Origin of the sequence: Micromonospora sp. LOL_015 (genome assembly GCF_048060275.1) — a bacterium.
GTDB lineage: Bacteria > Actinomycetota > Actinomycetes > Mycobacteriales > Micromonosporaceae > Micromonospora_E.
Genome location: NZ_JBHMIO010000036.1, coordinates 37,586 through 48,502 on the forward strand (window position 1 = coordinate 37,586; position 10,917 = coordinate 48,502).

Sequence of the window (10,917 nt, forward strand, 5' to 3'; positions counted from 1 at the left end):
GACAGCCGGCGGGGCAGTGGTGGGATCAGCGGGCGACGCCGTCGTGGAACGGGTGGTCGTCGTGCACCGTGACCCGGTACGACACGGTCGGTTCCGGGGTGGTGGTGTGCAGTGCCCGGTGGATCAGCGACCGGTTGTCCCAGATCAGCAGGTCGCCCCGCTCGGGGATCTGCAGGTGGATGTTCGGGTGGCTGAAGTTCGGATCGAGCTGGCCGGTCTCCTCGAACACCCGCTGCAGCAACGTGCCGTCGTCACCTTCGATCGCGTAGGTGAATCCCTCACTGTTGTAGAGGACGTCCTCGCCGGTGACCGGGTGCCGGAAGACCGTGGGGTGACTGACGCCCGGGGTCTTCGCCTCGACCTCCTCGATCACCTCGCCGAGCGGCCGGTACACGTCGGAGGGCCGGATCTTGAAGAACCGCCGGACGCTGTGCCGGGACCGGGTGCCGGACAGCGCCTGCCGCAGGTCCTCCGGCAGGCGGGCGTACGCCTCACCCATGTCGATGTAGTAGGTGCCGCGGTTCCTGGTCGGGATGACCTGCGGGTAGATCAGCGTGATGCCGAACGGCTTGGGCATGAACTGGTAGTCGGCGTGCCAGAACTTCCCGGTCTTCGGCACCCCGATCTGCTTGTCTCCCTCGCTGACGTTCGAGGAGACGAAGATCTCCCGCTCCTCGGGGTGGTGGTACATCGGCTCGTAGTAGGTCTCTGGCTGGCCGAGCCGGCGGCCGAGCGCGACGAACTCGCTCGGCGACAGGCTCTGGTTCTTCAGCACGACAATTTTCTTCTCGTAGACGAGCCTCTTGATGGTCGCGACGTCGTCGGCTGACGATTTGGAGACCTCGAAACCGGTGACCGTGACACCTATCCGCCCGCCACTGGGTTCGGACACGAGCATGGACAGCCTCCTACGGCTTGCGTTAACATGGCCAGGCCCTCGCATTCTGCGGCCATCGTATCCCGGGCCACTTAAACCGCGATTAAAAGACGATTAATAATCATCAATGATCTATCGGCTCACACAGCACGTTTCATCAGATAGGACGCGAGCACGGACCGGAGCGACCTCGACCCGCACGGCCCGCCGGCCAGGAGACGGCAGAGAGCCCACCCTGGCTCACGCTGGCGCGACCGGGCCACCCCAGGCCAGCTGGCATGCAGCACCATCGCGACAGCCGATCGACGCGGGTCGGAGACCCGCTGGACACCGGTCGGACCGGCCACGCAACGCGGTGATGTCAGCCAATGGACAGTATGGCGAAGTATGGACACGTTGACCGAGAATTAACACCTTTGCGCATCGCTGGACATCGGTCAAGATGGATGTTGTACATCGACCTGCTGTGGTGGCGGTGGTAGCCTGGGGCGGGCACATACGGGGGCCCGAGGGCTCGGCGACCCAATCACAACAACGATTCGGAACAGCAGACCTCAGTGCGTCAGATTTTTACCGTGGCGCCGCCCTGATTCATTTCCTTGCGAAGGCAGCTGTCATGAAACTCTGCATTCTCGGACCGCTGCGACTGGAGACATCTGACGGAGTCGTGATGACCCCGCAGGCGTTGAAGGTCCGCTCTCTACTAGCGTACCTGGCCGTACACTCCGGCCGGACTGTGTCCACCGACCAGCTGATCGACACCATCTGGGCCGGCGACCCGCCACGCACCGCGCTCACCGCACTGCACGTCTACGTCTGCCGGTTGCGTCAGCACCTCAAGGCGGCCGGGTTGGCGTCCGACGATCTCGCCACCCGTCCACCCGGCTACCTGCTCAACCTGAACCAGTACGCCTTCGACCTGCGGACGTTCGACGAGCTGACTACCCGGGCCCAGCAGGCGGAGTCGATCGGCGACCTGCCCGGCAGCGCCACCCTGCTCGGCGAGGCGCTCGCTCTGTGGCAGGGCCCGCCCCTCGCCGACCTGCGGGACCTGCCGGTGCTTGCCGCGACCGCGCACGTGATCACCGAGCGGCGGGTCGCCACCCAGGAACGCTACTTCGAGACCGCGCTCATACTGCGCCGGCACGGGTACGTCGTCGCCGACCTCTACCGGTCCGTCGGTGAATACCCGATGTCCGAACGGCTGCACTACCTGCTCATGCTCGCCCTGTACCGGAGTGGCCGGACTGCCGAGTCACTGATGGTCTACAACCGGCTGCGGGCCAACCTCGTCGAAGGTCTCGGCCTGGAGCCGAACCTGCTGGTGCAACGACTCCACCGGGCGATCCTGGACCGCCGGGAATGGCTCGACGACCCGTCGTACCTGCACGCGTCCTGACAGGGATCCGCACGCGTTCTGACTCCGGCGGACGGCTACCTGCGGCCCCGACGACGGGACCGGGCCAGCCGGAGCAGGCCGGCACCGGCCAGTAGCACGATCAGGACCGTGGCCAGGACGGCCGCCCCCGCCTGGTCGAGCGTGGCGGCCAGCCACCGCTGGACCTGGCCGGCACCGTCGATCAGCGGGTCCCCGCCCGACCCGCCGCGCAGCAGCCGGATCTCGTACCAGCCGTACCAGGCGACGTAACCGCCGGCGGCCACCAGCAACGCGCCGCCGACGCGGGACAGCAGCGGAGCCGCGCGGCGTACCCGCCGCAGCAGCCCGTCGCGGGCCAGCGCGACGGTGACGGCCGCGACCGCGACGGTCAGCCCCATACCGGCGGCGTACGCCACGAACAGGGCCACTCCGGAGGCGACCGAACCGGCGCGGAAGCTGGCCGCCACGATCGCCAGAAATGGAGCGATCGTGCAGGACAGCGACGCGGCGGCGTATGCCATCCCGAACGCCACCATGGACAGTAGTGACCGGCTGGTGGCCGGGGCACGGGACGGCATCATGCCGATGCCGGGCAGCTGCCGGCCGGCCAGCAGCACCCCGCCGAGCCCGATCAGCAGCAGCCCGATGCCGATGGTCAGCCACGGCAGGTGGCGCTGCACCGCCCCGGCTGCCGGCGCCACGACCAGGCCGAACACCCCGAAGACGACGACGAACCCGGTGGTCATCGCCGCCGTCGTGGTCAGTGCCCGACCGACGGCGGCCCCCCGACCGGTGGCGGCCGCGTCGTCGCCACTCACCAGGAAGGAGAGGTACGCGGGCAGCAGCGCGAACCCGCATGGGTTGACCGCGGCGAGGGTGCCTGCCGCCAGGGCGAGTGCGAGGGGTGCGTCGGTCATCGGATTGGGTGGCGGAGGTCGGCTAGCCGGCGATCAGCCGGTCGAGCATGCCGGGTAGCGCGTCGACGTCGACATGCCCCTTGTCGACGACTTCGCCATCGGCGTCGAGGACGACGAAGGTGCTCTGCGCGGTGATCTCGAAGTGCCGCCACACCGCGCCCTGCTCGTCGGCCAGTTGCGGAAAGCCGGACAGCTCGGCCAGCTCGACGAAGTCGTGCATGGCCGGCACCCCGTCGAGCCCGGCCACGCCAACCACGCCTGCGGTGTCGGCGTAGTCGGCGGCCAACGAGTTGACTCGGGCGGCCTGGCCGAGACAGGTGGGACACCACGGTGCCCAGAACCACAGCACCGCCGGTTTCCCGGCCAGGCTGCGCCCGTCGAAGGTGTCACCGGCCAGGGTGTCTGCGGTGAAGGCATAGCTGGCGCTGACACCGCCACCGTCGGTACCGGCACCATTGTCGGTGTCTGCGCCGGTTTCGGGGTCAGTGTCCCCGGCTGGTGTGCTGGTACCGGTCCCGCCGGACGGCGGCGTGCCGTCCCCGTCAGCCGAAGTGCCGCAGCCGGCCAACGCCACCGAGCCGGCGACGACGAGGCTGATGATCATCGACCGCATCCGCATCATGTCTGCTCCGTCCCGCCATCCGCCGTCCGACGATTGTCCGGTAACCGTACCTGCCCGCCGGCTCATTCCCCGCAGATACCCCCTGGGGGTCGCTAGCCTACGAGGATGACCAGCCAGACCACCCGCGGCTACACCGCGTCCAAGGACCAGCTCCAGGCTCGGCTGCGCCGCATCGAGGGACAGGTGCGCGGCATCGAGCGGATGGTCGACGACGACCGGTACTGCATCGACGTGCTGACCCAGATCTCCGCCATCCAGGCAGCTCTGGACAAGGTCGCCCTCGGCCTGTTGGACGGGCACGCCCGGCACTGTATGCAGGAGGGCTCCGCCGAGGGCCGGGCGGACGAAATGGCCGCCGAGATGATGGCGGCGGTCGGTCGGCTGATGAAGCGAGGTTGACCTCGTCACACCCGCTGCCCAACCCGTGACGATCTACCCCCTAGGGGTATGGTAGGTCCCGCCATCACCGCAGGCGAGGAGGACGGCATGAGCAGCACCAGAGCGGGCCGGGCCACGACGGCGACCCGGATCGAGCTGAGCATCAGTGGGATGACCTGCTCGTCCTGTGCGGCAAGGATCGAGAAGAAGCTCAACCGGATCGACGGGGTGACCGCGACGGTGAACTTCGCCACCGAGAAGGCCAGCGTCACCGTCGAGAGTCCGACCGTGACCGCCGGTGAGCTGGTCGACGTCGTACGCCGTACCGGCTACACCGCCCAGCTGCCCGCTCCGCCGCCGACGGATCGGGACGCCGACGGCTCGGCGGGCACCGACCGGCCAGCCGTCTCCGACGACCTCCGTTCGCTGCGTACCCGGCTCTGGGTCGCACTGGCGCTCAGCGTGCCGGTGGTGGCCCTGGCGATGGTGCCCGCCTGGCAGTTCACCTACTGGCAGTGGGTCAGCCTGGCGCTGACCGTCCCGGTGGTGCTCTACGGCGGCCTGCCGTTCCACCGGGCCGCCTGGACGAATCTGCGGCACGGCGCGGCGACCATGGACACCCTGGTGTCGATGGGGACCCTCGCCGCCCTCGGCTGGTCGCTGTGGGCGCTGTTCTTCGGCACCGCCGGCACCCCCGGCATGACCCACCCGTTCAGCCTGTCCGTCGACCGGGGCATGGCCGCCGCCAACATCTATCTTGAGGTCGCCGCCGGGGTGACCGTTTTCATCCTGCTCGGCCGCTACTTCGAGAGCCGGGCCAAGCGCCGGGCCGGCGCGGCGCTGCGGGCCCTGCTCGAACTGGGTGCCCGGGATGTCGCCGTGCTGCGCGACGGCGCGGAGAGCCGGATTCCGGTCGACCAGCTCGCGGTGGGTGACCGGTTCGTCGTCCGGCCCGGCGAGAAGATCGCCACCGACGGTGTGGTGACCGAGGGCTCCTCGGCGGTCGACGCCAGCATGGTCACCGGCGAGTCCGTGCCGGTCGAGGTCGCTCCCGGTGACCCGGTGGTCGGCGCCACCGTCAACGCCGGCGGCCGCCTGGTGGTGACGGCCACCCGGGTCGGCGCCGAGACCCAGCTCGCCCAGATGGCCCGGCTGGTGGAGCAGGCGCAGGCCGGCAAGGCGGCGGCGCAGCGGCTGGCCGACCGGATCTCCGGCGTCTTCGTGCCGATCGTCATCGCGCTCGCCGTCGGCACCCTCGGCTACTGGCTCGCCACCGGGGGCGGGGCCACCGTGGCGTTCACCGCCGCAGTCGCCGTACTGATCATCGCCTGCCCCTGCGCGCTCGGCCTGGCCACCCCGACGGCGCTGCTGGTCGGCACCGGGCGCGGCGCCCAGCTCGGCGTGCTGATCAGAGGCCCGGAGGTGCTGGAGTCCACCCGCCGGGTGGACACCGTGCTGCTGGACAAGACCGGCACGGTCACCACCGGCACCATGACGCTGGTCGACGTGCTGGTCGACGGCACCGACCCAGATCCCGACGAACTGCTCCGGCTGGCCGGTGCGGTCGAGGCCGGATCGGAGCACCCGGTCGGCCGGGCGGTCGCCGGGGCCGCCGCCGAACGGGTCGGGCCGCTACCGCCGGTGACCGACTTCGCCGGCCGGCACGGACTGGGCGTACGGGGCACCGTCGACGGACGTACCGTGCTGGTCGGTCGGCCGGCGCTGCTGACTGACGAGGGCCTGACCGTGGACGCGGCGCTGGCCGGCAGGATGACCGGCGCCGAGGCCGCCGGCCGGACCGCGGTCATGGTCGGCTGGGACGGTCGGGCCCGGGGCGTGCTGGCCGTCGCCGACCGGGTCAAGCCGACCAGCCGGCCGGCGATCGCCGCGCTGCGTCGGCTCGGGCTCACCCCGGTCCTGCTCACCGGGGACAACGTCACCGTCGCCCGGGCGGTCGCCGCCGAGGTCGGGGTCGACGAGGTGATTGCCGGGGTGTTGCCCACCGAGAAGGTGGACGCGGTCAAACGGCTGCAGGCCGACGGTCGGGTGGTCGCGATGGTCGGTGACGGGGTGAACGACGCCGCCGCCCTGGCCCAGGCCGATCTCGGCCTGGCGATGGGGACCGGCACCGACGCCGCCATCGAGGCCGCCGATCTCACCCTGGTACGGGGCGACCTGACCGCCGCCGTTGACGCCGTCCGGCTGTCCCGCCGCACCCTGCGGACGATCCAGGGCAACCTGTTCTGGGCGTTCGCCTACAACGTCGCGGCGCTGCCGTTGGCGGCGGCAGGCCTGCTCAACCCGATGATCGCGGGTGCGGCGATGGCGATGTCGTCGGCGTTCGTGGTGGCCAACAGTCTGCGGCTGCGCCGGTTCCGGCCGGTCGTGCTCAGCCGGTGACCAGCTCGTAGCCGGCCTCCTCGACGGCGGCGGCCATCGCCTGGTCGCTGACCGGCTGTTCGCTGGTGACGGTGACCCGGCCGGTAACCAGGTCGACGTCCACCTCGGTGACCCCGGCGATCCCGCCGATCTCGGTGGACACCGAACCGACGCAGTGGCTGCAGGTCATCCCCTGCACGGTGTAGGTGCTGACCGCCATCTGTCTCTCCCTCGCGACTGGTTCCGATCCGACTCGACCGCGAGCTTACCCCTACCGGGAATGCGTATGTTGGCGGATCCGGCACCACCGTCGGCCGGCGACCGGCCAGCGCCCCATAGCCAAAGACCGATCCAGCGGGTAGAAACAGTTCATTCCCCGGCGACTGCATCGCCCTGGTCAACTTCTGGCGGACGTTGTCCAACCTGTCGCTGCGCAGCAACCCGACCGGGCAGGACGAGTGCCGGTCGACGGCGAACTTCGGCGGTGTCCCAGGCGGTGTCGACGCGGCGGGCGGACGTCAGCCGGCCGACACGACCCGGGTCGGCACGCCGGTCTACCTGATCGAGTTCCCGGTCCCGTAGCTGATACCCGGTCCTGCGGCGGGTACCCGGTGCCGAAGCGGGTACCCGCCCGATCAAACGGCCACACCGAGTCGGACAGGTCACCGCGAGGAGGCACGATGTCGGGGAAACGACCAGGCAGCAAGGGGTACGACAACCAGCGCGCCCGGCTACGCAAGGACTTGGAGAACTCGGGTACGGCGAACGACGCGGGTGCCGACGAGCTCGCCAACGAGATTCTGCAGGAGCAGGCTGACCGCCAAGGCGTGCTGCGTACCGAACGGGGTCTCGGCCCGAAAGGGGAACGCCGATCGTCATGAAATAGGTCCAAAAATGCCATGGGATTCGGTCAGTTCCGCATCATGGTGGGGTGAGTGACGGAGGGCGGTCCCGGGTCCAGCCGGCGGCGCCCGGTGCCAAAGTCACCCGGTTGGAGCTCTTCTTCGACCTGGTCTTCGTCTTCGCCTTCATCCACCTGAACACACTTGTGGCAGAGGACCTCGACGCCTTGGTCCTGTTGGGCTTCATTCTGCTGCTCGCCGCGCTCTGGCTGGCCTGGTCACGGTTCGCCGTCCTCGGCAACAACCTGCGGGCCGACCAGGGCATCATGCCGGTCATCGGTTTTGCGATCATGGCGGCGGTCTTCGTCTCCGTCGCGACCTTGCCCGGCACCGACGACAAGGTCGCGGAGACGCCGCCATCGGCTCCGCTTTCCATCCCCGGGCAACTCGTATTCCCAGCCTGCTATTTCATAATCTGGACGTTGGAGATGGTGGCGCTGCGGCATGCCGCGCGGAACCATCCTTCGTTGCGTGAGATGTGGTGGCGCAGCGCACCAGCGCTGCTCCTCAGTTGCGGGTTGCTGGTGGTGGCCGCGCTCCTGCCGCGACAGTTCACCGGGAATGCCCGGATAGCCGCCTTTGTCACATTGTGGGGACTTGCCGTCGCTATCGCCTACGCGGTGGTGATCCGGACCAGGGCCCTCGCCGTCGTCTCGGCCGGGCATTGGGCGGAACGGCACGCCCAGATCGTGCTGATCGCTCTCGGCGAGTCGGTCATCTCGATCGGGATCGGCGCCGAACTTCTGGCAGGAACACCGTTGAGGCTGCCCCTGGTCGCCGGCGTGGTGCTCGGCATCGCGTTGATCTGCGCCCTCTGGTGGTGGTACTTCGACTCCCGCTCTATCGCGGCCGAACATGTGCTGCACCGCACCCACGGCATCACCCGGCTCCGACTAGCCCGCGACGCGTACACCCTGCTGCACTTCCCGATGGTCCTCGGGGTCATTCTGCTGTCCCTGGGCATCAAACAGGTCCTCGCCTACCTGGCCAGCGACACCGGCGACCAGGACCGGGCGGTACTCGATCCGGTCCACCTGTGGGTGCTGTACGGCGGTGTCGTGCTCTACCTGCTGGCCCTGCTCGCATTCCAGGCGCGGACGGTCCGATCCGTGGATCCGCTCGGCGTGTTGCCCGTCCTGGTCGTCACCGCGCTGCTGCCGATGGCTCCGTTCATGCCGCCGCTCGCCGCGCTCGCCCTGCTCAGCCTGATCGCCGTCGCCGCGGCCGCGGTGGACAACCTACGCGGCGGCAGCCACCGCCGGTCGCTACGCGGCAGCCAGCTCGCCCAACAGCAGGCGTTGGAGAGCGAGGAGACCAACTGGCGCCGACGGCACCAGTGAGCCGTACGGCGCCCGACGCTGTCATTATCGTCTGATGCGCAACCAGGTAGATCTCCTGGTGCGTGGCCGGGGAGGATGACAGCTTTGACACAGGTCGCCGGCGAGCCGGCACGCTGGCGACACCGGACCGGGCGGCTGGGCCGGTCGGCGCTGATCGCGCTCTGCGTCGCCGCCGCGTACGCGCTCGGCTCCGGCTGCGCCTGGCTGCTGTTCCACGCTTCGGCCGTCGGCGCGGTGTTCTTTCCGCCGGCCGGGGTGACCCTCGGCGCGCTGGTGCTGACCCGCCGCCGACACTGGCCGTGGATCCTCGGTGCCGTCGGTCTCACCGAGTTCGGCATCGACCTGTGGCAGGGGATCGGCCCGCCGGTCGCACTCGGCTTCGCGCTGACCAACATCGTCGAACCGCTGGTCGGTGCCGCCGGGCTGCGATGGCTGCGACCGGGCCGGATCGATCTGACCCGGTACCGCGACGCGGCGGCGTTCCTGCTCTACCCGGTGGGCTTCGGCCCGTTGGTCGGCGCGGTGATCGGGGCCACGACCAGCGCGGTCGGCACCGGTGGCGCCTGGTGGCCGGCGATGGGCCGGTTCTGGGCCGGCGACGGGCTCGCGGTGCTCACCCTCGGCGCCGCGCTGGTCGGTCTCGATGCGGTCCGTGGCCGGGTCCGACCGTGGCGGATGGTCCGGGGCGGTACGGCTTTGGCCGGCACCGGAGCGCTGACCGTCATCGGTTTCTGGCCCCGCGAGGTGCCGCTGTCCTATTTGCCGGTGCCGGTACTGCTCGCGGTCGGCTTCCGGGGCCGGGTGGCGACCATCGGGGCCGCCGGGTTCGTGATGGCGTTCGCCGCGAACCTGCTCAGCGCCGCCGGGCACGGGCCGTGGTCGGTGCTGGCGAATCAGCCCCGGCTGGAGGCGGCGTCGCTGCAGGTCTACCTGGCGGTGGTGGTACTCGGCGCCTGGGCGCTGGCGATCGCGGTGGCGGAGCGGGACCGGGCGCAGGCCGAGTCACGTCGTGAAGTGGTTGCTCGCCGACGGCTGCAGGCGCTGCAGGACGTCACCGCCGGGCTGGCCACCGCCGCCACGTCGGACCAGGTGATCCGGGTGCTGGTCGACCGGGGCGTCGGTCTGGTCGCCGACCACGGCGCGGTGGCGCTCACCGATCAGGCCGGCGGCTCGGTCCGCAGCTGGCCGACGGCGACCCTCGCCGAACAGATCGCCGGAGGCTTCGCCACGCTCCCCCTCGACGAGCCGGGCCGATTGCCGGTCGTTGACGTGATCCGGACCAGCCGGCCGGTCCAGCTGCCGACCCGGGCGGCGCTGGACGCGCGCTACCCCGCACTCGCCGATGCCCACGCACGGACCGGCACCCGCAGCCTGCTGGCGGTGCCGGTCAAGGTCGGTGACCGGTGCCTCGGTGCGCTGGCGTTCGCGTTCCGCCGGGACGACGCGATCACCCCGGAGGTGGTTTCGATCGCCCGTACCCTCGCCGAACTCGCTGGTCAGGCCGTCGACCGGGCAGCGATGTACGAATCCGAGCACGCTGCCGCGCACCAGTTGCAACGGGCGTTGCTGCCGCAGATCTCGCCGGACCTGCCGGGCGTCACGGCCGCCGTGTGCTACCGGCCGGCGGAGCACGGCCGCGACGTCGGCGGCGACTGGTACGACGTGTTCGAACTGCCCGGCAACCGGGTGGGTATCGCGGTAGGGGATGTCGTCGGCCACGGGTTGTCGTCGGCGATCACATGGGCCGGCTGCAGCAGTCGCTGCGCTCGGTGGCGCAGACCGGTGCGTCACCGGTCGAGGTGCTGGAGGCACTGGACACTGCCTGCCAGACGATCGACGGGGCCGATTTCGCGACCGTCGGGTACGCCGAGTACAGCCCCACCAACCGGATACTCAGCTACGCCTGCGCCGGTCACCTGCCGCCGCTGCTGGTGGCCGGCGGGACCAGCCGCTACCTGACCGATGCCCGGTCGCTACCGCTCCGGCTGACCGCGCAGCCACGGACCCAGGCCCAGACCGCGGTCCCCGACTCGGCGATGCTGGTCTGGTGATCCGACGGCCTACTAGGGCGTGTATCAAAGTCGGCCGTGGGCGGGTGACGACTTTCGGCGTGTCGCTGCCCGG

11 protein-coding genes and 1 pseudogene are annotated in these 10,917 nt (G+C 70.1%); 8 read left to right on the forward strand and 4 right to left on the reverse strand.

The features are described from left to right. Nucleotides 1-25: 25 nt before the first annotated feature. Nucleotides 26-898, reverse strand: coding sequence for a TauD/TfdA dioxygenase family protein (locus tag ACFHWU_RS23160; RefSeq protein ID WP_416568865.1), 873 nt, complete (start codon nucleotides 896-898; stop codon nucleotides 26-28). Nucleotides 899-1,547: 649 nt separating this feature from the next. Here ACFHWU_RS23160 and ACFHWU_RS23165 point away from each other — a divergent pair. Further along, nucleotides 1,548-2,276 carry an AfsR/SARP family transcriptional regulator gene (locus ACFHWU_RS23165; protein WP_416591558.1) on the forward strand — a complete coding sequence of 243 codons (729 nt, stop codon included), beginning with the start codon at nucleotides 1,548-1,550 and terminating at the stop codon, nucleotides 2,274-2,276. Between the two features lie 35 nt (nucleotides 2,277-2,311). Here the strand turns inward: ACFHWU_RS23165 and ACFHWU_RS23170 are convergent, their stop codons facing one another. Further along, nucleotides 2,312-3,172: a cytochrome c biogenesis protein CcdA gene (locus tag ACFHWU_RS23170; protein ID WP_416556655.1), complete on the reverse strand. Its 861-nt coding sequence runs from the start codon at nucleotides 3,170-3,172 to the stop codon at nucleotides 2,312-2,314. Between the two features lie 22 nt (nucleotides 3,173-3,194). Then, entirely contained in the window at nucleotides 3,195-3,794 is a 600-nt protein-coding gene (locus tag ACFHWU_RS23175; protein WP_416556654.1) for a redoxin domain-containing protein, read from the reverse strand. Between the two features lie 105 nt (nucleotides 3,795-3,899). Between ACFHWU_RS23175 and ACFHWU_RS23180 the strand changes: the two genes are divergently transcribed. Then, nucleotides 3,900-4,193 carry a metal-sensitive transcriptional regulator gene (locus tag ACFHWU_RS23180; protein WP_278172303.1) on the forward strand — a complete coding sequence of 98 codons (294 nt, stop codon included), beginning with the start codon at nucleotides 3,900-3,902 and terminating at the stop codon, nucleotides 4,191-4,193. A gap of 87 nt (nucleotides 4,194-4,280) precedes the next feature. Then, nucleotides 4,281-6,572, forward strand: coding sequence for a heavy metal translocating P-type ATPase (locus tag ACFHWU_RS23185; protein WP_416591559.1), 2,292 nt, complete (start codon nucleotides 4,281-4,283; stop codon nucleotides 6,570-6,572). On the opposite strand, the gene ACFHWU_RS23190 is transcribed toward ACFHWU_RS23185, so the two are convergent. Beyond that, the gene (locus ACFHWU_RS23190; protein ID WP_416591560.1) at nucleotides 6,562-6,771 is read right to left on the reverse strand and encodes a heavy-metal-associated domain-containing protein; all 210 of its coding nucleotides are present in this window, start codon (nucleotides 6,769-6,771) and stop codon (nucleotides 6,562-6,564) included. The genes ACFHWU_RS23185 and ACFHWU_RS23190 overlap by 11 nt on opposite strands. A gap of 194 nt (nucleotides 6,772-6,965) precedes the next feature. Between ACFHWU_RS23190 and ACFHWU_RS23195 the strand changes: the two genes are divergently transcribed. The 5 genes and pseudogenes from ACFHWU_RS23195 (at nucleotide 6,966) to ACFHWU_RS23215 (ending at nucleotide 10,844) form a co-directional block, all read left to right on the forward strand. Then, nucleotides 6,966-7,133 (forward strand): hypothetical protein, encoded by a 168-nt coding sequence (locus tag ACFHWU_RS23195; protein WP_416591563.1) that lies wholly within the window; start codon nucleotides 6,966-6,968, stop codon nucleotides 7,131-7,133. Nucleotides 7,134-7,231: 98 nt separating this feature from the next. Then, nucleotides 7,232-7,432, forward strand: coding sequence for a phosphatidylethanolamine-binding protein (locus tag ACFHWU_RS23200; RefSeq protein ID WP_282232710.1), 201 nt, complete (start codon nucleotides 7,232-7,234; stop codon nucleotides 7,430-7,432). 50 nt (nucleotides 7,433-7,482) lie between these two features. After that, the gene (locus tag ACFHWU_RS23205; protein WP_416591561.1) at nucleotides 7,483-8,793 is read left to right on the forward strand and encodes a low temperature requirement protein A; all 1,311 of its coding nucleotides are present in this window, start codon (nucleotides 7,483-7,485) and stop codon (nucleotides 8,791-8,793) included. A gap of 75 nt (nucleotides 8,794-8,868) precedes the next feature. Next, nucleotides 8,869-10,290: pseudogene (locus ACFHWU_RS23210) on the forward strand (MASE1 domain-containing protein); the annotation flags it as partial. Nucleotides 10,291-10,532: 242 nt separating this feature from the next. Continuing rightward, nucleotides 10,533-10,844, forward strand: coding sequence for a SpoIIE family protein phosphatase (locus ACFHWU_RS23215; protein WP_416591562.1), 312 nt, complete (start codon nucleotides 10,533-10,535; stop codon nucleotides 10,842-10,844). Nucleotides 10,845-10,917: the final 73 nt, after the last annotated feature.

Excerpts from the sequence above, each read along its gene's own strand:
- ACFHWU_RS23215 (WP_416591562.1), top strand. The coding sequence starts at position 10,533 with ATGGGCCGGCTGCAGCAGTCGCTGCGCTCGGTGGCGCAGACCGGTGCG.
- ACFHWU_RS23175 (WP_416556654.1), bottom strand. The coding sequence starts at position 3,794 with ATGATGCGGATGCGGTCGATGATCATCAGCCTCGTCGTCGCCGGCTCG.
- ACFHWU_RS23170 (WP_416556655.1), bottom strand. The coding sequence starts at position 3,172 with ATGACCGACGCACCCCTCGCACTCGCCCTGGCGGCAGGCACCCTCGCC.
- ACFHWU_RS23200 (WP_282232710.1), top strand. The coding sequence starts at position 7,232 with ATGTCGGGGAAACGACCAGGCAGCAAGGGGTACGACAACCAGCGCGCC.
- ACFHWU_RS23180 (WP_278172303.1), top strand. The coding sequence starts at position 3,900 with ATGACCAGCCAGACCACCCGCGGCTACACCGCGTCCAAGGACCAGCTC.
- ACFHWU_RS23190 (WP_416591560.1), bottom strand. The coding sequence starts at position 6,771 with ATGGCGGTCAGCACCTACACCGTGCAGGGGATGACCTGCAGCCACTGC.
- ACFHWU_RS23165 (WP_416591558.1), top strand. The coding sequence starts at position 1,548 with ATGACCCCGCAGGCGTTGAAGGTCCGCTCTCTACTAGCGTACCTGGCC.
- ACFHWU_RS23160 (WP_416568865.1), bottom strand. The coding sequence starts at position 898 with ATGCTCGTGTCCGAACCCAGTGGCGGGCGGATAGGTGTCACGGTCACC.
- ACFHWU_RS23185 (WP_416591559.1), top strand. The coding sequence starts at position 4,281 with ATGAGCAGCACCAGAGCGGGCCGGGCCACGACGGCGACCCGGATCGAG.